General features: G+C 42.6%; 19 protein-coding genes. 14 read left to right on the plus strand and 5 right to left on the minus strand.

Features of this window, described 5'->3' with window-relative positions; translation table 11 throughout:
* Positions 1–26 precede the first annotated feature (26 nt).
* From F7Y48_RS08595 to nirD, 4 genes are read left to right on the plus strand one after another with little or no spacing between them, the layout of a single operon-like run.
* Positions 27–992 (plus strand): ABC transporter permease, encoded by a 966-nt coding sequence (locus F7Y48_RS08595; protein ID WP_012842517.1) that lies wholly within the window; start codon positions 27–29, stop codon positions 990–992.
* An 11-nt stretch (positions 993–1,003) separates the two neighbouring features.
* Entirely contained in the window at positions 1,004–1,840 is an 837-nt protein-coding gene (locus F7Y48_RS08600; RefSeq protein WP_005450080.1) for an ABC transporter ATP-binding protein, read from the plus strand.
* Between the two features lie 10 nt (positions 1,841–1,850).
* Positions 1,851–4,370 carry a nitrite reductase large subunit NirB gene (gene nirB / locus F7Y48_RS08605; RefSeq protein WP_316683480.1) on the plus strand — a complete coding sequence of 840 codons (2,520 nt, stop codon included), beginning with the start codon at positions 1,851–1,853 and terminating at the stop codon, positions 4,368–4,370.
* Positions 4,371–4,706 (plus strand): nitrite reductase small subunit NirD, encoded by a 336-nt coding sequence (nirD, locus tag F7Y48_RS08610; protein ID WP_316683481.1) that lies wholly within the window; start codon positions 4,371–4,373, stop codon positions 4,704–4,706.
* A gap of 98 nt (positions 4,707–4,804) precedes the next feature.
* On the opposite strand, the gene F7Y48_RS08615 is transcribed toward nirD, so the two are convergent.
* Together F7Y48_RS08615 and F7Y48_RS08620 are read right to left on the minus strand one after the other, a co-directional pair.
* Positions 4,805–5,209 carry a DNA-binding protein gene (locus F7Y48_RS08615; protein ID WP_316683483.1) on the minus strand — a complete coding sequence of 135 codons (405 nt, stop codon included), beginning with the start codon at positions 5,207–5,209 and terminating at the stop codon, positions 4,805–4,807.
* A gap of 1 nt (position 5,210) precedes the next feature.
* Positions 5,211–5,786, minus strand: a complete 576-nt coding sequence (locus F7Y48_RS08620; RefSeq protein ID WP_005395660.1) for a TetR/AcrR family transcriptional regulator — start codon at positions 5,784–5,786, stop codon at positions 5,211–5,213.
* Positions 5,787–5,931: 145 nt separating this feature from the next.
* Between F7Y48_RS08620 and F7Y48_RS08625 the strand changes: the two genes are divergently transcribed.
* From F7Y48_RS08625 to F7Y48_RS08640, 4 genes are all read left to right on the plus strand, one after another.
* Positions 5,932–6,546: a glutathione S-transferase gene (locus F7Y48_RS08625; RefSeq protein ID WP_145535219.1), complete on the plus strand. Its 615-nt coding sequence runs from the start codon at positions 5,932–5,934 to the stop codon at positions 6,544–6,546.
* A gap of 213 nt (positions 6,547–6,759) precedes the next feature.
* Positions 6,760–7,020 (plus strand): hypothetical protein, encoded by a 261-nt coding sequence (locus tag F7Y48_RS08630; RefSeq protein ID WP_005395662.1) that lies wholly within the window; start codon positions 6,760–6,762, stop codon positions 7,018–7,020.
* Between the two features lie 29 nt (positions 7,021–7,049).
* Complete coding sequence (locus F7Y48_RS08635; RefSeq protein WP_258507434.1) at positions 7,050–8,243, plus strand: PP2C family protein-serine/threonine phosphatase; 1,194 nt, start codon at positions 7,050–7,052, stop codon at positions 8,241–8,243.
* Between the two features lie 23 nt (positions 8,244–8,266).
* Positions 8,267–8,764: an ATP-binding protein gene (locus tag F7Y48_RS08640; protein ID WP_053808346.1), complete on the plus strand. Its 498-nt coding sequence runs from the start codon at positions 8,267–8,269 to the stop codon at positions 8,762–8,764.
* Positions 8,765–8,796: 32 nt separating this feature from the next.
* On the opposite strand, the gene F7Y48_RS08645 is transcribed toward F7Y48_RS08640, so the two are convergent.
* From F7Y48_RS08645 to F7Y48_RS08655, 3 genes are all read right to left on the minus strand, one after another.
* A complete protein-coding gene (locus tag F7Y48_RS08645) occupies positions 8,797–8,988 on the minus strand; it encodes a hypothetical protein (RefSeq protein WP_054868056.1) in 192 nt (63 codons plus the stop codon).
* Positions 8,989–9,022: 34 nt separating this feature from the next.
* Positions 9,023–9,358, minus strand: coding sequence for an Hpt domain-containing protein (locus F7Y48_RS08650; protein ID WP_005395669.1), 336 nt, complete (start codon positions 9,356–9,358; stop codon positions 9,023–9,025).
* A gap of 428 nt (positions 9,359–9,786) precedes the next feature.
* Positions 9,787–11,937 (minus strand): serine/threonine-protein kinase, encoded by a 2,151-nt coding sequence (locus F7Y48_RS08655; protein WP_316683491.1) that lies wholly within the window; start codon positions 11,935–11,937, stop codon positions 9,787–9,789.
* Positions 11,938–12,249: 312 nt separating this feature from the next.
* On the opposite strand from F7Y48_RS08655, the gene tagH reads away from it, so the two are divergent.
* The 6 genes from tagH to tagF are packed head-to-tail and all read left to right on the plus strand — an operon-like array spanning position 12,250 to position 20,773.
* Positions 12,250–13,443 (plus strand): type VI secretion system-associated FHA domain protein TagH, encoded by a 1,194-nt coding sequence (tagH, locus tag F7Y48_RS08660; protein ID WP_256952370.1) that lies wholly within the window; start codon positions 12,250–12,252, stop codon positions 13,441–13,443.
* Between the two features lie 11 nt (positions 13,444–13,454).
* Positions 13,455–13,910: a type VI secretion system lipoprotein TssJ gene (gene tssJ / locus F7Y48_RS08665; protein WP_005395676.1), complete on the plus strand. Its 456-nt coding sequence runs from the start codon at positions 13,455–13,457 to the stop codon at positions 13,908–13,910.
* Between the two features lie 21 nt (positions 13,911–13,931).
* Entirely contained in the window at positions 13,932–15,257 is a 1,326-nt protein-coding gene (gene tssK, locus F7Y48_RS08670) for a type VI secretion system baseplate subunit TssK (RefSeq protein ID WP_080936786.1), read from the plus strand.
* An 11-nt stretch (positions 15,258–15,268) separates the two neighbouring features.
* Positions 15,269–16,561 (plus strand): type VI secretion system protein TssL, long form, encoded by a 1,293-nt coding sequence (tssL, locus tag F7Y48_RS08675; RefSeq protein ID WP_046875354.1) that lies wholly within the window; start codon positions 15,269–15,271, stop codon positions 16,559–16,561.
* 16 nt (positions 16,562–16,577) lie between these two features.
* A complete protein-coding gene (tssM, locus tag F7Y48_RS08680; RefSeq protein WP_258507446.1) occupies positions 16,578–20,096 on the plus strand; it encodes a type VI secretion system membrane subunit TssM in 3,519 nt (1,172 codons plus the stop codon).
* Positions 20,078–20,773 (plus strand): type VI secretion system-associated protein TagF, encoded by a 696-nt coding sequence (gene tagF / locus F7Y48_RS08685; protein WP_046875356.1) that lies wholly within the window; start codon positions 20,078–20,080, stop codon positions 20,771–20,773. Before tssM ends, tagF begins: the two co-directional genes overlap by 19 nt.
* Positions 20,774–20,782 lie beyond the last annotated feature (9 nt).

The raw sequence follows: 20,782 nt of genomic DNA on the forward strand, positions 1-20,782 counted from the left end.
AGGATGTAAATTTCTTAGGAGTGAGTATGTCTAGTAACGTCATTTCCCTTTTTCCTGCTAAGCAGGTAGTGAACCGAAGTCGGTTGGTGCTTTTACCCGTCATTGGTTTGCTGATCTTTTTGGCAATGTGGCACTTAGCGGCGAGAGAAGTGCAAACCTCATTAGGTACGCTACCGGGACCAGTGCAAACTTTTCAGCAGTTCAGCAACCTTGTCGATGATCATTGGCAAGAGCGAGAGAAGGAACAAGCGTTTATCGAGCGTCAGGAAAAGCGCAATGCTGCGAAGTTAGCCAAGAATCCAGATGCGGAAGTGAAGATTCGTCCTTACACAGGTAAGCCTACGTTCTTCGACCAAATTGTGACGAGCTTAGTGACTGTGACAGCGGGCTTTTTGCTGGCGACGGTTATCGCGATTCCACTTGGCATCGTGCTTGGTCTTAATCAAGGGCTGTATCAAGCCTTTAACCCAATCATTCAACTGCTCAAGCCCGTATCACCTTTAGCTTGGCTACCCATCGTTACCATGGTGGTGAGTGCCACTTATGTGAGTGATGACCCGATGTTTGCTAAGTCGTTCATTAACTCTCTGATCACAGTGGCGCTGTGTAGCTTATGGCCGACGCTGATTAACACTGCTGTGGGTGTAACAAGCGTTGATAAAGACTTAATCAACGTGAGCAAAGTGCTCCAACTTTCGTGGTGGCAGCACATACGCACCATCGTTTTACCTTCTGCCATTCCAATGATCTTCACCGGTTTACGTCTCTCTTTAGGTATCGCTTGGATGGTATTGATTGCGGCAGAAATGCTCGCGCAGAACCCAGGGTTAGGCAAATTTGTTTGGGATGAGTTCCAGAACGGCAGTTCAGCATCACTGGGGCGTATCATGGTGGCGGTCATCACCATTGGCTTTATCGGTTTGATGCTCGATAGAGGCATGCTGCAACTTCAAAAGTGGCTTTCTTGGAATAAACAACAAGCGTTGAGATAAGGGAAAAGATCATGGAAAAAGCATTATTAGATCTAACGCGATTAGGGATGCGATTCCCAACGCCAGATGGTGAGTTCATCGCGCTTAAGAACGTCGATTTGCAAATCAATAAAGGCGAGTTTGTATCGCTGATTGGTCACTCTGGTTGCGGTAAATCAACGGTATTGAACTTAGTCGCAGGGCTACACATGCCAACAGACGGTGGCGTGATCGTCGATGGACGAGAAGTAGCTGGACCGGGACCAGACCGCGCAGTGGTGTTCCAAAACCATTCATTATTGCCTTGGCTCACCGTGTATCAAAACGTTGAGCTCGCAGTAAAACAAATTGCCGGCAAAAAGGGCAAAGCGTGGATTCAGGAACAAGTGAATCACTACTTGGAGTTGATTCAAATGCAGCATGCCGCGCACAAAAAGCCGGATGAAATATCGGGCGGTATGAAACAGCGAGTCGGCATCGCCAGAGCACTGGCACTTCAACCAAAGGTTTTGCTGATGGATGAACCATTTGGCGCGTTGGATGCGTTAACACGTGCGCACTTACAGGATGCATTGATGAAGATTCAAGCCGAGCTAAACAACACCGTCATCATGATTACTCACGATGTGGATGAAGCGGTGCTGCTATCTGACAAAATCGTGATGATGACTAACGGACCGGCGGCAACTATTGGTGAAGTGTTAGAAGTGAATCTACCTCGCCCTCGTGAGCGTGTCGCACTGGCGGATGATGCGCAGTATCAGAAGTGTCGACAAGCGGTGCTGAAGTTCCTTTACGAGAAGCAATCCAAAGTCGAGATTCCTGCTTCGAAAGAAGACAAACCCAAAACCGCAGCGCAAACGGCATAAGGAGGCAGTGATGAACAGTCCTTTAACGATTCCAGTAAAGAACGCATTGAGCCACATCGTTGTGGTAGGCAACGGTATGGTCGGGCAACACCTCGTCGAGCAATTAGTGCAGAAAAACGCGCATTTGGAGCACCGAATTACCGTTATTGGTGCAGAGCGTTTTATCGCGTATGACCGTGTACAACTCTCTTCTTTATTTGCGGGTAAGTCCCATGATGATTTGATGCTGAGTAACCAAGAATGGTACGACATGCATGGCATCCAACTAGTACTTGGCAGCCAAGTAACAGGCATCGACAGAGAGCAAAAGCGTATTCTGCTTGATGGTGAAGATGTGCTGGGTTACGACCAACTTGTGCTCGCGACCGGTTCCTACCCATTTGTGCCGCCAATTGAAGGTAAAGACCGCGACAACGTGTTTGTCTACCGTACGCTTGATGACCTTTCACAAATCAAAAAAGCATGTGAAGGCGCAAAAACAGGCGCAGTAATTGGCGGTGGCTTATTGGGTTTAGAGGCGGCAAATGCACTCAAACTATTGGGGCTAGAAACTCACGTTATTGAATTTGCGCCTCGTCTGATGCCCGTACAGTTAGATGATGGTGCTGGCTTAGTGCTGAAAGAGAAGATTGAAGCGCTAGGGCTAACAGTACACACCTCAACGGGTACGGAACGAATCTGCGATGGTGAAACGGCTAAGCATCGTATGGTGTTTAAAGACAAAGATCCTCTCGAAGTTGATGTGATAGTCTTCTCCGCAGGCATTCGCCCTCAAGATGAGTTGGCAAGGCTGGCTGAGCTAGAAGTAGGTGAGCGAGGTGGCATTGTGATTAACAACCAATGCCAAACCAGCGATGAGAATATTTACGCGATTGGCGAATGTGCCCTTTGGGAGCAGAAGATCTTTGGTTTAGTCGCACCCGGTTACACCATGGCGAGAACCACCGCCGATGTCTTGACTGGGATGCCGAGCGAAGGTTTTAAAGGTGCAGACATGAGCACTAAACTCAAGCTGCTTGGAGTGGATGTGGCGTCTATCGGCGATGCACAAATGCAAACCGAAGGCGCACAAGAAATGGTATTGCAAGATGCGGTTGCAGGCATCTACAAAAAGCTGGTGGTTGATGCGAGTGGCACTCAATTGCTTGGTGCGATTTTCGTTGGTGACAACAGCGACTACGATGCGCTCTTACAGTGTTATTTGAACAAAACTGTCCTGCCAGACCACGCGGCGAACCTGCTGTTTGATACCGGAATGCTGGATGGAGAGATGCCAGACAGCGCCATCATCTGTTCTTGTCACAACGTCACAAAAGGCGACTTAGTTGCCGAGATTCAAGCTGGCACCACCAACCTGACAGATCTTAAAGCCAACACCAAAGCCGGTACTGGCTGTGGTGGCTGCAGCAATATGGTGAAGTCGGTATTGGATACTCAATTAGCAGCCATGGGGGTAGAGGTTAGCAACCACCTTTGTGAACACTTTGAGCTCAGTCGCCAAGAGATGTTCCATATTTGCCAAGTGGAACAAATCAAAGACTTCGACACCTTAATTGCACTGCATGGCAAAGGGCATGGGTGTGATATCTGTAAGCCGACGGCGGCATCTGTGTTTGCTTCTTTGTGGAATGAACACATCATGGAGCCTCAACATCAATCTCTGCAAGATTCTAATGATGCCTTTATGGCGAACCTGCAAAAAGATGGCTCTTACTCGATTGTGCCTCGTGTTCCGGGCGGTGAAATCACACCAGACAAACTCATCGTGCTTGGCGAAGTTGCTCAGCAATACGATCTGTACACCAAGATAACTGGCGGTCAGCGAGTGGATTTATTTGGTGCGCAGTTAGAACAGCTTCCTGAAATCTGGCAAACCTTAATTGATGCTGGTTTTGAAACAGGGCACGCCTACGGTAAATCGGTGCGCACCGTGAAATCGTGCGTGGGTTCTACTTGGTGTCGTTATGGTGTTGATGATTCAGTTGGATTAGCCATTGAGTTAGAGAACCGCTACAAAGGATTGCGAGCGCCCCATAAGCTTAAGTTTGCCGTATCGGGCTGTACTCGCGAGTGTGCAGAAGCGCAAAGTAAAGACATTGGGGTGATCGCCACCGAAAACGGCTGGAATCTGTACGTTTGTGGAAATGGCGGCATGAGACCAAGACACGCTGATTTGTTTGCATCCGACTTATCCAAATCAGAGTTGATCACCATGATTGACCGAGTATTGATGTTCTACGTCAGCACCGCTGATCGCTTGCAGCGTACGTCAGTGTGGATGGAGAACATGGAAGGGGGCTTAGATTACCTTAAACAAGTGATTTTGGATGACTCTCTCAACCTATGTGATTCATTGGATGAGCAAATGGCGCGCGTCGTAGATACCTATCAATGTGAGTGGAAGAGTACGTTGGATAATCCTCAAAAATTGCAACGCTTCCGTCCTTTCTTGAACAGCACGTCGGGCAGCAAAGTCTTACCGTACCAACGTGTGCGTGGTCAGCGTATACCCGTGAAACAGGAGGTGTAAATGACAGCTTTAACCAAAGTGAAATTGTGTCAGCTTTATGACTTAATGCCGTTTATAGGTGCCACGGTGTTGATTGAAGGCGAGCATGTGGCGTTGTTCTACATTCCAGATAGCGGTGTTTACGCTGTTCAGGATTGGGACCCAATTGGTAAGGCTTATGTGATGAGTCGAGGGATTGTCGGTGATATTGATGGTGAGATGTGTGTTGCATCACCACTGTATAAACAGCACTTCAGTTTAAAGAGTGGGCAATGTCTAGAAGACGATGCGCACTGCCTAAAAACGTGGCAAGTAACGGTAGACGATAATCAGGTTTGTTATTTAGCCGAAGAATGATCCTCGAAATTAGCTTGCTCGATATGAGTAAATTCTTAGCGTAAGAGACAAGCGAATAAAGCTCCAGAGACAGCACAGTATGGCTCTGGAGCTTTTTACTATTTGGAAGGATTCACTTGGAGTTCGGTATAGCCAGTCGAATCGTCCATCGCTCTAGTGAACTCAAGTTCTGAGTAAGAATGGATGATCAATTCTGCGGTGGTATCAATCACTGTACCTTCCAGCAAATGCCCACCCCAGACTCGTCCTCCACGATCAGACACCGAGATATGAACGTGTTGATGTTCAGGCGTTAGGGTTCCCATCACAGAGACGATTTCAAATGGCTCTTGTTTGGTTAACGTACTCTCTGCACCTGCTAAACGAAGGTTGAGGTGAGAGATACAGCCAACGCATGAAGCAATCGAGCCTGCTTTGACATCGTGCTCCGCGACCAATTTCGCTAGGCTCAGCTTTAAGTCCATGCCTTTGGTAAGACGAACTGCTATCACTTCAATCGACATATTACTTCCTAATTAAAACCAGCAAGCAGGAAAGCGCCGTATCCAAATCGGCATAACGTTTGGCTTTGCCAAGTACGCGCATACCTTGCATGTTGTTGAGAACAAAACGAGCGAGCTCTTCTGGTTTCAGCGTTTTTGGCACTAACGTTTCTTTTTGCGCGTTGGTTAGTGCATCCGCAATGATGTCGATAAGATGGTCAAACAAAAAATGCCCTTTGCGCAGTACGTCATCGTCTTCGCCAGCGTGCTCAATCAACGCATTTTGAATAAAACACCCACAGTTGCGTTTGCGTTGCAGCTCAGCAAAAGATTTAAGGAACGATTCCAATTCAGGTAAAGACGCGTCGTCTTTTTCCAAATCATTCAGTGACGGTAGCGAGACCTTTTTCAAGTAGGTATCGAGCGCTTCGTAGTAAAGCTGTTGCTTGTCACCGTAGGTGTTGTAAAGACTGAAGCGGTTAATGTTCAACTCGTCGGTGAGATCAGAAATGGATGTATTAGCGAAACCTTTGCGCCAAAAAACGTCCATAGCGACTAATAGTTTTTCTTCTCGATCGAAGTTGGCTTTTCTTGCCATATGTGTACCTACCTGAGCGGTTTTTCTCAAACCACTCCTAAACTTATTGATCAACTTTTGGGAAATGAAGTTCTTGACTGATCGTTTATAAACTGGCTACAGTATATCCTAACCAATCGGTTAGAAAAAGAAAAAAGGATATAAAATGAAGCTCTACGAAACCGCGATAACTCCGAGTTGTAAGCGAGTTAGCATTTTTTTAAAGGAAATTGGTGGCGATGTTGAACGCATCGCTTTAAATGTGCGTGACGGCGAAAATCTAGCGGAAGATTTCAAGCAAAAAAGCGTCAATGGAAAAGTGCCATTGCTTGAGCTTGAAGATGGCACGACGATTTGTGAGAGCGTCGCAATTTGCCGCTATCTCGATGAAGCGTTTGAAAACGATTTGGCGTTGTTTGGGGCAAACCAACTTGAGCGTGCGCAAGTGGAAATGTGGCATCGCGTGGTGGAGTTTCAAGGTCTATATGCCGCTTTTCAAGCATTTAGAAACATCACAGCTATCTATGAAGATAGAGAGCGTTGTGTTAAAGAGTGGGGCGAAGAGTCCAAGCAACGCGTGCAAGAGTTTTTACCGTTGTTAGATAAGCGACTTGGTGAAAGCGAGTTCATTGCCGCTGACCATTTTACTATCGTCGATATTACAGGCTTTATTTTGATTGGTTTTGCAATTAAAGGCCTAGAAATCGATGTGTTTACTACTGCACCAAACATTGCGCGTTGGTATGAGCAAGTTTCAGCTCGGCCTGCATTTCTAAGTTGATGTACCAGCAGCGAGTAGATCATTGCTCGCTGCTATTGCCTTTCGAATTCACAAGGATATTCAAATTCTTCAGCTTTTTTCTTATTTTGTCTCCTATCGCCTATAATTGGAAAAACAACCTCAATGGGCTTCAATGCGTTTTAGAGCCTAGCGCTCTTAGTCTGTAGACGTTCTTTTCATAGTGGGAAGTCTATTAATAGACAAGGAGAGGTCATGCGTATTCAAGTTAAAACTATCAATAATGTTCTTATTGCTCTTTTAATGGTTTCGGTCTTTGGTCTCGTCGCGCTGTACCTCAATAACACACAGCAGAATGAACAGATTGAAAAACTGCAAAGTCAGTTAATAGAGAAAGAGCATCAGATATTAATCTCCAATGAGGCGCTGTCTTACACTCGATATCAACACCAGTTATTAGCTGAAGATTATAGTCGTTTTAGAAATGAGCAATCAGTGACTAGTGTTCTACGTTAGCGTGCCCGACTACCGTCTTAAGGAGGCGAATGAAATCCATTCTTTTGGTCGATGACAGTAAAACAGTACTACTTTATATCAGCAGTGCATTAGAAAAGCAGGGATATGAAGTTATTGCTGTTGAAGACGGACAATCCGCACTTGAAGTGCTGACTTATCGCAAAGATATTCAGTTTGTACTTAGTGACTTAATGATGCCTGGCATTAATGGTATTGAGCTGTGTCGGCAATTAAAATCACAAGTTAGCGAACGTTACATTTTCTTTGTTTTATTGTCCTCTAGAAATGACCAAAGCTCGATCGTGAAAGGCATCGATGCTGGCGCAGATGACTTTGTGGATAAGAAGACGTCTGTAGAGGAACTTCAGGCCAGAATCCGCGCGGGGTTTCGTACTTTAGAACTGCACAACAAACTCGTTGAGAGAAATAAAGAGTTAGATGCAGCCTATCGAATGATCCATCAAGATTTACAGTCTGCTAGTCACCTGATGGAGCAACTACTCCCAGCGGAGTCGTCGATCCAGAACATGAAATTTAGTTACGCCTACAAACCGTGCTCCCAGATTGGTGGTGACATGTTGGGGTATTTTGAGCTTGATGAACAACATGTCGCATTTTATGTTTTCGATGTTTCAGGTCATGGTGTTTCGTCTGCTTTGATGGCTTTTTCTATCCAACAGACGTTATCTCAAAATCTGGGACCTGATTCGATAACCATGGAGCTAAGAGATGGCGACTACTGTATCAGTGAACCAGCAGCCGTTATTGATCGGCTAAACCGACGGTATCAGCAAACTAGAAACAGTCAGCTTTATTTCACTATGGTTTATGCCATTCTTAATACAGAATCAGGACAACTTCGCTATTGTACTGCTGGTCATCCTAAATTCCTTGTTTGGCGAGCGAGCACCGAAACTACAGAGCTGGCGGGTGAAGACAACTTTATGATTGGCGCTTTGCAGCCGATGGAGTACGTTGATAATCAAATTATTCTGAGTGAGGGGGATGTAGTATGGCTTTATTCGGATGGTTTGATAGAAGCGAGGCGAGGCGAGGCGATGTATTCAGTACAAAGGTTGGCATCAAGTATAAAAGCTGTTTGTACTTCGCAATTAGAAGCAGAAGTGCAGGCTAGATGTGTCTTTGAACAAGTACAATCGTGGCAGAACAAAGATGAGTTTGATGATGATGCGAGTCTTTTACAAGTAAGGTGGCGTGGCTGATAGCCTAGGGATAAAGGAAAAGAATGTTCCAGAGCGAGTTTAAACGAACTTACGGCGGATCCCTTACTCGCTCTCGAAGTGCGAGCAAAGAGGTTGCTAAGTTTTTAATGGATAATCAAGTATCGTTAAGTACGGCTCAGTCGTTGGAGCTTTGTGTTGTTGAGCTTATGAACAATGCTTACATCCATTCTTACAGTGAAATTGAAGGCAAGCCGATAGACGTGGAGTGTAGGATTAGATGTGACCAAATGTCAGATTTCATTGAACTTAGGGTTTCTGACTACGGAGCGTCAATCAATGAAATGACATTCAACCAACATAAAAATAAACAGATTGAGGCTCCTAACTTAATGGATGATGATAGTTGGTCTGCTTCAGGTCGTGGACTGATGTTAGTCGCTCAATTATCTGACCAGTTCAAGTTAGAAAAAGAGATTGGAAAAAACACGTTTGTTTTAGTGAAGAAGAACGGAGAAAAACTAACAACCAAGCAAGATCTATTCACCCCACCTGGTCCCTAGCGTTAATCTGACGGTTACGTTGTATATTATTGTTATTTTGTATTTGTGGTTGGTGAAGGCGACAATAATGCTTCCAACTCTTCTGGTGTCAGGATATCACTGATGTTTAGCATATTGCTCTCATCATCTAACGCCATCTTTGTACGACTAAGCAAGTACCTCTTTTGAGTTGGCGTTAAGTCTTTGAGAGACTCAATCAGCTCCTTGAAATTGCTATTGTTCATTGCCATATTTCCCCCAGTTAAGCCTTAATTTGTTTTATTGCATATTCTTCAAGTAAGCAAAGATTTGTTGATTAATGGCAGCTAGCTCTTTAGTAACTATAGCTATATCTGAGCTATCTGGCTCGTTATCGTTTCTTGTTTCTGCTTCTATTTTTGTGAAAACAATGACAGCGGTTTCTTCACCAAAGCTCTCTAGAATGCCCTTTAGACTGTGAGCCAATAAGTAGAGTTCCGGCCAACATTTGTTTGCGTACAACTCATTGATACGCTGTATGTCATTGGCGTGGTCTTCTAAGTATGTGGAAAAAACGGTGACGATAAGATCTACGTCGTTCTCCATGTATTTATTGAGAACATCAAAATTAATCATGTTTACCTCTGACTAACCGCGAGGTAGAAAAATGTATCGGATAGGAATGTTGAAGTGGGGGGAGTTGAGCGCTGAACAGTGTGCTTATCACTTGAGCTAGACTCATAAAAACAAAGTTATTGTTCGGTACACTTTGACTTATATACAAGTGTCTATGATCTAATCTTTTGTGCAAAGCATTTTCACTCGTGTCGTGGCAACACAAGTTACGTGATAGTGGGTTCCAAATAAAATGCTGGGTTGGGAACAATCTTGTCTACCTAGTTTAAAGCAATCATCAAATAAGTAAGCCAAGCGCTCGCCAACTTTGACTATTCCTTCAGTCAAGGTTAACTCTCCTAATCGAGTACAAATACAAACTAGCAACCTAGTTGCATAATGGCAAGTAGCTTGACGCAAAAAAGGGGCCTTGAGCCCCTTTTGTACAATTAGCTTTGCTTGGAGTCCTGTTCTACCTGCCTCATTAACTCGTTCGCCTTCTTCATTGCACGTCTTGCGCTTGTGGTCCTTCTCTTATTGAGTAGTATGTCGGAGAAGCGCAGGTATTTATCTGCAGTTTTGAATCTCAAATCGTTAATATCTTGAAAACCGATAGGAAAGTTCTTCGAAAACTGATCAACATCTTTCACTAAGTTATCGAGGTGAGTTGTTGTTCTTGCCTTTTCTAGGCGGTAATAGAAGTTTTCAAATTCCTCTTGGAACAAAATTCGAGCAGCCTCGTCCGGAAATGGTAGAGGATCGTTAGAGTCTAGCGCGGTCTCATACAGTTTCATTTCGAGAACTGCATCTTTCATCGCGTTGCTTATTTTTAAGTTGTTTTGATGCTCTTCAACGTTTGAGAAGAAAGTATTCCCAACCTTAATTAGCGCAACAAGTGCTGCAGCATCTTTATTTTTGAGTGCTTCAGTTAGGTGTTTACCAAAAACATCGCTAGATAATGAGCTTGGTGTAAATGGGTAATCCTGATGAATTTGATTTAACTCATTTTTCAGTTCATAGATGGACTTACTGTCTTCTTCTTTACTGTATCGAGACTTTTCCAGTTGGCTATTGATTTGTCTGGCTATCGAAAGCAATGTAGAGTGCTTGCTTGATTGAATATCTAACGCCAGAACTTCAATTTTATGTGAGTCAGGGTAGTAGGTTTTTGCTTTGTTTAGTACAGACTCGATTTCATCATAATTTGGATAGTTGTTAGCATCAGAATTCAGAACCTGATCAATCTCAGATTCAAACTCACTTAGAAGGTAGCTCTTGTGCTGTCGTAGTAAGCCAGCTTTAATCACCGGGTGTAAGTTTTTCTCACTATTAATCAGTGACAAGCTTTTTTCTGGCGGTGTATCAAGCAACCATTCCTGCCCATTAATCTGATCATTTTGCTTGTTAATAGCTATTTCTAAATCAGAGATGGTTTCTTGTTGTTGTTGATAGCCAAATACGATTCCGGTAACCAATAGTACGCTTGCAGCTACACCGCTAACGATAGGCCAATATCGCATGTTCAACTTTTGTTTTAACTGCTCTGGGGTAAGGTCTTTGGGGATGATGCCAGTTGAAAAAACGCGTGCAAAGATAGGCCACTTAGATGCTGGCATATTAGCAGGTTTCGAGACCTTCATTTTCTTTTTGAGAGCTTCATTAACAGGAGTTCTTGAATAAGGATGCTTGCAACTCAATAACTCGTAAGCAATACAAAATAGCGCAAACATATCGTCGCTTAAGTTTGGCTCTTTACCCGACAACAAGTTGAGCGATGCGTAGTTTGGAGTATAACCAAGAGTCTCCACATTTTCGGATTTACGTTTAGCTGCGTATTGATCTTGCTTTAATTGATGAGTTTTAGATACACCAAAGTCGAGTAATTTAACATTACCTTCAGACGTTAAAATGACGTTAGCGGGCTTTAAATCGGCATGCACGACACCAAGTGAATGGGCGTAAGACAGCGCGTCAAGTACCTGATTTATAATCGATAAAGTTGCGTTAAACTTCAGCCCATGCGGCCTAGATCGTTGTATTAAATTCTCTAATGTTTCCCCGTTAATATATTCCATCACTAAGAAATATATTTCGCCATCAACACCAAAATCAAAAACCCTAATAATATTAGGGTGGCTTAATCTTTGTGTTTGCTGAGCTTCACGTATCAACATGCGTGCAGTCTCTGGTTGAGATGCAAACTCTTTTTGTAAAATCTTTAATGCTACGTAAGGGGTTTCTGAACCTGAAGATTCTAATATCTTATCTTTTGCCAAATAAACATCACAAAGTCCGCCATGGCCAAGAACCGACTCGATTTCATATCGATTTTTGACAGTTGTGCCTATTAAATTCTCATTAATAACATCTTTGTCATTATTTGATGTGTTATTTTTATTGTTTATTTTCTTATTAACTAACGGAGTGTTTTCTTTTTGAGACAGTTTTGTATTTGTTTCATTTTTATTTTGAACGGAGCCTTCATTGCTAGCAACTTTATTTGATTGAATTGCATTGTCTCGTTTTTGAGTCTTTACAATTTTAGTTTTGTCTCCGCTATCTTTATTATTTATAGAATTGTTTTTATTGCTGTCTTCCATCACAAGAACTCCGTATAAATGATGGGGGAATATATACCTTTCTGCTCAATGAAAAGTCATTATGTTAGAATTTCGCGGCCAAACTAACATTCGTTTTTTTATTGATGAAAGTCTAAGTGTCAAAAATTTGAACTTGGTTGGATAATTAAAATTGTTGAACAATACGTGATTGCTTTGATAAAAAAATGATTCATTATTCCGTGCATGATTTTCAATGGCAGGTTTAAGGTTTTTATTAATCTTACTGTTAATAAGAAAGTGACTAATAATAAAATTAAAAATAATATTTAGCAGGTCTTTGGCGAGGTTTACATGAAGTTGGTTTTAACCATAACAAGTTTTCACAAATTTACTCCAGAGATTGAGAGTGAGTTTGTGTTTGAATCAAGTGATGAGCATGCCAAAGTTACGTTTGGTCGGTCTGAGCAATGTGATTGGACACTGCCAGACCCTGAAAGAGTAGTATCCGGAACTCACGGAGAGCTCATCAAGTTTGGTGATAAATACTTGATAAAAGACTTATCAACTAATGGCACGTTTGTTAATAACGCTGTGACACCTGTGGGCCAAGGACATGAGATTGCACTAAGTGACGACGATACGGTTAGTTTAGGGGATTACCAAATTTCAGTAAGTATTCAAACTAGCACTGAGGCATTCAATAATCAGGAAAGTAACTTTCGTTCCAGTTCAGAACCTGAAGCATTCTCGAGTTCATCTGAAGCAGAGTTTGTAGACCTCGGCCTTAGTGCCAGTGAGCTTTTGAATGAGAGTGTTCCTTCGGACTTTCAACTAGATATTGGCTTAGTCGATGATTTTATTGATATCCCCAAACCAGAAAAACAGAGTGTAGATCCTACACCTGTACCGGAAACCCCACGACAGCTAGAACGTCAATCAACTCCCAAATTTGATAGTAAAGGGAGCGAGCTTGCGGCGTTCATTAAAGGAGCGGGTATTGATCCAACGATGATTCCCAGCGATAACAGAGAGCAATGGTTTGAACAACTGGGGGAATCATTTTCTTTGATGTTAGTTGGTTTAATGGAAACGCTGCACAATCGAGCGGTATTTAAACAAACAAATCGACTTAGTCATACTGCGTTTCGGAAGTCAGAAAATAATCCTCTGAAGTTCTCTGCGAATTTAGAAGATGCAATTCATAACTTATATAACCGTCAAACTGCAAGTTTCCTAAAACCAAGTGCAGCCATTAAAGAAGCGTTTAGTGATATAGAAAATCATGAACAAGCGTTAATGAAAGGTGTTGAGGGTACGGTTTCAAGTGTTATGTCGCTTGTTGAGCCTACGTCGATATACTCAGAAGCTTTAGCTAAAGACACGGTTATTAATAAGGTTATTCCAGCAAGAAAATATGCTCAAAGTTGGAAGCGGTTTGAGGATATTCATGAAAAGCTATCCGATGACATTATCAATAAAGAATCTCCATTTTATTTAGAAGATTTCGCTAAACACTATGAGTTAGCATTAAAAAATAAAAGCTAGGAAATAGGGTGATGAAAAGAGTTTATCAGTACATTTTGTTATTAATTTCAATGGTTTTATTTGGGTGCTCAGCAGCCAATTTAGTTGTTGATCCATATTCAGATTTAGAAATAACAGCAAATCACAATATTAACCCTGACTCCAATGGTAGGCCATCCCCTGTAGTCGTGTATGTTTTTGAATTAACATCAAATACCCTTTTTGAAAGTCAGGATTTTTTTTCAATTTATGAAGAAAGTGAAAAAGTCTTAGGCCCTGATTTAGTGAATAAATATGAAATATCATTAACTCCAGGTCAGAAAGAAACATATCAGGCAAGTATGTCTCCAAAGACTGAATACTTAGGCATTGTCGCAGCGTTTCGAGATATTGAAAATTCAAATTGGCGACAAGTCATTGAAGTGGATAAGACCGGTTACAACACCTATCAAATTCTGTTAGAAGATCTGTCTTTGGTCGTAAAATAACGTTTAGTTGGCTAATTATAAATGACGCAATACTCCAAGACGGCTTGGTGCGAAGGGATGTTTTTACGTCCCCAGCACTTTCAACAACATGAACGCGCAACCTCTCAAGAATTCAAAGGCTTACATCAGTTTGGTGGGGCTTATAATTGGGGGGTTTGGAAATGTCGAGTAAAAGAACATGCATTAAAAGATGGTCTGATTGAATTAGATCACTTTGAGGCAGTTTTGCCAGATATGACTCTGGTTAATACCTTAACAGCCAGCGATTCGGTTGTGCCTTTATTTATTGATAAAGACGTAGAAAATACGTTAGTAAAAATCACTCTTCCCCTTTCAAATGTCAAAGGTAAAAATGTTTCTGATGTAAGTGAGGCGATCGTTTCTCGTTATGTACTTAAAGACGTTGACGTTATAGATAATCTCACTGGGCAGGATGAAGAAACGATTCAAGTCGCAGCCCTAAACCTGGAACTGAAAGCCAGCAATGACAAATTAGCGGGTTATGTTGAGTTACCGATATTGAAAATAAAAGAGGTGACGGCAGAAGGCGAAGTAATACTAGACGATTCGTATGTTCCACCGCTTATCAATCTACTTAGCGACAAAGTTATGTCGGCTTACTTGCGTAACGTTGTTGCGATGACAAAGATGCGTGCCGACGTTATTGCGCAGCGATTGATTAAGGGCAAAGCCGCATCTGCATCTGCTGTTGATTTCATCATGCTACAAATGTTGAACAGGTATGAGGCGATGTTAAAGCACTTTAGTGACCTAGACAGGCTACACCCATTGGAATTAGCGACGACCCTGAAAGGTTATATTGGTGAATTAGCTACGTTTTCTGACAAAACCAAGAGGATGCCAAGCTTACTTGCATACGATCACTTAGATGTATCAAGTGTTTATAGCGAATTGAATCAAGTTCTGAGTCAATATCTGAGCGTTGTCCTTGATCAAACTGCAAGCAAACTTCCTTTGGAGCCACGACAATATGGAATTCAAGTGACGCCACTTCCAGATAAGCGTTTACTTGAATCATGCCAGTTTGTGCTTGCGGTCAAAGCTGATACGACAACAGATGAAATTAGACGTTTAGTCCCGGCGCAGCTCAAGTTTGGACCAGCGGAGCAGATTCGTGATCTGATCAACAATCAGATTAATGGCATAAACGTAGCGCCATTGAGTGTAGTTCCGAGGCAGATCCCTTACCAAACGGGTTATGTCTACTTCGAAGTAGTCAAGAAAGGCCCGTTTTGGATGAGGCTGAAAGACAGTGGTGGTATTGCGCTGCATTTATCGGGGCATTTTCCGAATGCTGACCTTGAGCTGTGGAGTATTAGTCAATAGGTGTGCTCAGTATGGAACAAACGATCGTAAAACCAACACCGGGTGGAAGAGCGCCCGCACCGAAACCACAATCAGAAAAGTCAGCAGATAATACGGTAGTTATCTCAAAAAGTCCTGAATTGGTGAATAACGATTCAGTGGTTGCTTATGGGAACAACCCTTTATTGGCAGAAGCGAATGGTCTTTTATCCATTATTGGTCAAATTCGAGCGACAGCGACTCATTCTGACCCGTTGTTTCTAAAAGAGACGTTGGCACAAAAACTTAGAGATTATGAGAACCGACTACGCCACCACGACGTTGATTTGGACACTATTGATACGGCTCGTTACTGTTTGTGTTGCTCGTTAGATGAAGCGGTGCTCAATACTAATTGGGGGGGGCATTCATTTTGGAGCCATGACTCATTGCTTAGTTCTTTCTATGCCAGCAGCCAGGGTGGGGAAGCGTTCTTTAAGTACCTTGATAAGTGCATGGCGCAACCAGATACAAATTTAGATTTGCTTGAATTGATGTACGTGTGCCTATCGCTTGGGTTTCTCGGCCAATATCGTTTGGAAAAAAACGGACTGGAGTCTCACCGAAAACTGAGAAGGCAGATTATCGCTATTCTTAAGTCTTACGGAAGAGGGATACCTCAAGAGCTAAGCAATAGTATCGAACAACATATTTTGAATGGCTCTAAGGCTTCCGACAGAGCTCCTCTCTGGGTTGTGTGCTCCGTAACGGCTGCATTATTGGTTTGTATATTTATGTATTTTAGCTATGAGCTAAACAAGGCTTCCAACCGCACCTTTTCTCAATTAGTCAATTTGGTTCAACCGCAACAGCTTAATCAAGATACAACGTCAGAATCAAAATCAGCGCCAATTGCAGAAAGGATCTCTATGTATCTGGCAACTGAGATCGGGAAGGGGCTAATTAACGTCGAGCCGTTGCAAGACAGGGTAAGAATTTCGTTAAAGTCGCAAGATCTATTTGAATCAGGTAGTGCTGATGTTGTTGCGTATATCCAACCCGTAATTTCTAAACTCGCTAGAACGTTGGAGTCGACCCAAGGCAAGATCATTGTGACAGGTCATACCGATGATAGGCCAATTTTCACGAGTAAATATCCTTCGAACTGGCATCTATCATTAGCTCGAGCTACTGCTATGTCTGAACAACTTATCTCGAATAGCGCACTAGAAGGTCGAGTCATACCAGAAGGGCTGGGTGATGCAAGACCATTGGTTGAAAACAATAGTGACGAAAACCGAGCTATTAACCGTCGAATTGAAATCGACCTCCTTGTCGCGAATTAATAACAGGTAGATAGAGATGCGTATTAAAGAAATTGGCAGAATATTTACTCAAAGGTGGTTTCTCGGTCTTATCGGTGTCGCTGCTTGTTCAATTTTTATTTGGGTTGTTGGTCCACTTATCACGATAGCGGGATATGAGCCACTAAAGAGCGACTTCCAACGACTCGTCACGATTTTGGTGCTGGTGTTTGTGTGGGCTTTATTCAACGTGACTAAGCAGCACAAGCAAAAAGTTAAAGAAGACGAAAGTATTCAAACGTTACTTGAGGTTGATAGTCAGTCAGATAAAGAAGCGGCGAGTGAAATTGACTTAATGCGCGAGCGTATTGAGCAAGCTGTCAAAGTAGTAACGAAAACACATAAAGGAAAGCGAAGCTTATATGACTTGCCTTGGTATGTGTTGATCGGCCCTCCAGGGACAGGGAAGACAACAGTGTTAAAGCAGTCAGGGCTGGAGTTTCCGTTAGCGGATAGCCTTGGTTCTGACTCTATTGCTGGTGTCGGTGGAACTCGTCATTGTGATTGGTGGTTTGCAAATAAAGCAGTTCTGATTGATACGGCCGGTCGATACACGACACAAGACAGTCAAGAAAAAGTCGACTCTAAAGCATGGCACGGCTTCTTGGGGCTGTTGAAAAAATATAGAACGCAAAGGCCAATTAATGGTGCAATTGTCACAATTAGTTTAGCCAGTGTGATGTCGCAGACAAGAACCGAGCGAAGCCTTCATGCTCGAGCTATCAAGTCGCGCCTTCAAGAACTGAAGAATCAGTTAGGGATGCAATTTCCTATTTACGTACTACTGACCAAAATGGATTTAGTTGCGGGTTTCAATGAGTTCTTCTCTGATCTAAGCAAGGAAGATCGTGAGGAATTGTTCGGTTTCATGTTTCCGCGTGAAGTGGCTGATGAAAGAGGGGTTATTTCTTTATTCAATAAAGAATTTCATGGCATGCTGGAGCGCCTTGATGCGCGAATGCTGAGAATCCTTGAAACTGAAGATGATTTAGAGAAGCGAGCACTTATTTTTGAATTTCCTAAACAGCTAAGGGTATTACAAGCTAACCTTGATGAATTTTTAGCGGAAATATTTGCACAAAATAGTTTTGAAGAGCCAGCCTTGATTCGTGGTGTGTTTATGTTGAGCTCGGTCCAAGAAGGCTTACCAGTCGATAAGTTAATGAATGAATCGACCAATGGACTTGGACTAAATCGCCTCGCTCTAGCAAAAAGCCCAACAGGATCTCATAGTTATTTCGTGAAGAACTTGTTTGATAAGGTTATTTTCAAGGAACAACTGTTAGGAACGGTTAATCGTCACTATCAAAAGCAGTCAGGGTGGATGCGCCGAGGTGTTTACATTGGCTGTGCTTCTCTACTGCTAGGCGCGTCTGCACTTTGGCTTATGAGCTACAAGTGGAATTCTCAGTTGATTGTCGATACCAATGAGCAAGCCGGCCATGTTGAAGCGATGATTGGTGCTGAGAGCCTAGATTTTGAGGCGGATATTATCTCAGCCGTAGAGACATTAGATCGATTGATGACGCTTCCTCTAGGAAAACAAAGCAACTACGGCGATGCTGATTCCGTAAAAAGGTTTGGTCTCTATCAAGGAGATAAAGTCTCACAGGCGGCAAACAATGCATATTCTGATGCGTTGACCCAATATTACGCTCCCTTGCTTCTTGATAGCTTGGTGACGGAAATGGAAAGTAATCAACAGCATCGAGAGTATTTGTATGAAACGTTGAAAACTTATTTGATGTTGTTTAATCCAGACAAATACCAACAAGATGAAGTGTTGGCTTGGTTTAACTTCTATTTTGAACGTCAATATCCGGGTGAACTAAATATAGACTTAAGAAAAGGTCTGTTACAGCACACTCAAAATTTATTAGAGAATAATGGACAAGGCTTTTCTTATAATACTGCTGCCGTGACTAATGCTCGCGAGGTTTTGACACAAATGTCTCTACCAGAACGTGCTTATCAGCGAATGAAGATACAATTTTCGAAGAGTCATGTTCCTTCATTTCGTTTGACTGATGTCTTGGGGCCTAAAGGGCTTGAGCAGTTTGAACGAGCGAGTGGAAAGCCGTTATCACAAGGCATTTCGGGCTTTTATACGTACAATGGCTTTCATAGCATTTTTCAGATTCAGATCAACCGTACAGTAAAAAGCCTAATGGAAGAGAACTGGGTTTATGGTGACGATCTTAAGGCTCATGAAATTGATCAAGATAGCGCTATTCAAGGAGTCCAATCTCGATACTATCAAGATTATGTGAATGAATGGAAAACTCTGATCGAAGATATTCAACTTAAGCAGGCTCCGAGCCTAGAACTTGCAACAGAACAAGCTAGAGTTCTATCTGGAGTTGAAAGACCAATCGAATCGTTGTTGAGGGCAATCCAAAAAGAAGTTGGTTTGTCGAAAGTATCATTGTCAGAAAATCAGAAGGCCACTTCTGAAGTCGCTGGTAAGGTTGCCAAAGTTAAATTTTCGAATACGGCAGATAGACTAGACATGTACTTGCCTGAAGAAAATGGTTTCAATGTTGCACTGCCAGGTAAAGAAGTCGAATCTCATTTTTCGGAGATCTTACGTCTCGGCGAACAAGACTTTGATGATATTCAACAAGCTATGGTTAACTTGCGCTCGTACTTAAGCGATTTATCAAGCTCAGGTAATAATCAGAAAATTGCTTACAAAAGTATTTTAGATGGGACCGTTACACAAGATGTGGCTGCTTCCTTTGCTCGCGCTAAAGAACTTTTGCCTAGGCCATTTAATCAATGGCTAGGTGAACTTTCTCAAGAGTCAGTTAAGTTTGCGGAGAGCGGGTCGAAAGATCATCTAAATCAGCTTTGGGTTACGCAAGTGGTGCGCCCTTATCAGCGGACTATTGCGGGTAGATACCCATTCGAGCCAAATGCGAGCAGAGAAGTAAGGCTGAAGGACTTCAAACGTTTCTTTGGTTATGGAGGTACGCTTGACTCATTCTTCCAAGAGTATCTTGAACCGTTTGTCGATACGTCGAAAAGTCGTTGGCGATTAGAAAAGGAAATTGGAGTTCGTCCAGAAACGCTGATGGTCTTTCAAAGAGCGAAGCGTATCAGGCAGTCTTTCTTTGAATCTGATAATTCATTGCGCGTAGAGTTCGGTATGAAACCAGTGTATCTGGATCAGCACATTACTCGGTTTGTTCTAGAGTTAGGTAAGCAAGATTTGGTTTATAAGCATGGACCAGCACGAGCTAAATCCTTGAGCTGGCCTGCGGGTCAAGACCAGACTCGAATAGTGTTCACACCACCAGAATCTAAACGTGAGATTGCCCATACTTATGAAGGTGAGTGGGGCATATTCAAACTGTTAGATCAATCACTTAAAGCAAGACCAGAATCACGTAAAGACAACATAGTTATGATTGATTTAAAGGGAAATAAGGTGCAACTAGAGCTTATTCCGTCTAGTGCCATTAATCCGTTTTGGTCAAATGAAATGGAGAGGTTCAGATGTCCACGAACCTTGTAACATCAGCCTGGGGTTATATCGGTAAAATGCCTGCAAAAGGAGACTTTGTGAAAGATGGCTTATCACAAGATTTTTCAGAGCGCTGGCATGACTGGCAGCAGGCTGTTATTGCAGTCAGCAGAGAACAATTGGGTGAAAGTTGGAATGAGCACTTTTTAACCGCGCCTGTGTGGCACTTTGCTCTGGATGTTAGTTACTTAGAAGACTCGACATACATTGGTAGCATGATTCCTAGTGTAGATGCATGCGGTAGATACTTTTTCTTTACTATAGCTCGTGCCGTAAAAGGTGAAGCTGCGCAATATTGGGAGGACAAAGCTTGGACCGAGGACAGTGCATCTCTTGCCCTAGCAGTACTTGAGGACGACTTTGTATTTGATGTTTGGCATAAGAGCATGCAAGAAAAAAACGATTTAGTGGCGAATGTAAAAAGTGAAGTGCGGCCTCTTAAGTTTCTTTATCAAAGCCAAATATCTACGATTTTTCATGATCAAGGTGGAGCAGATCAAAGCGCACTTTTGAATTACCTCATTAAAGAAAAATTGAGTAAGCCATGCTTTTGGTGGACTGAAGGCTCGACTCTAGTTGAACCATGTATGTTTATGACCAGCGGTTTCCCTTCTATTGGTCAATTTTCTGCCATGCTTGATGGCGGTTGGAAAAAGTGGAATTGGTAGGATAGAAGA

Origin of the sequence: Vibrio sp. 2-1-2a (genome assembly GCF_032648565.1) — a bacterium.
Lineage (GTDB): Bacteria > Pseudomonadota > Gammaproteobacteria > Enterobacterales > Vibrionaceae > Vibrio > Vibrio diabolicus.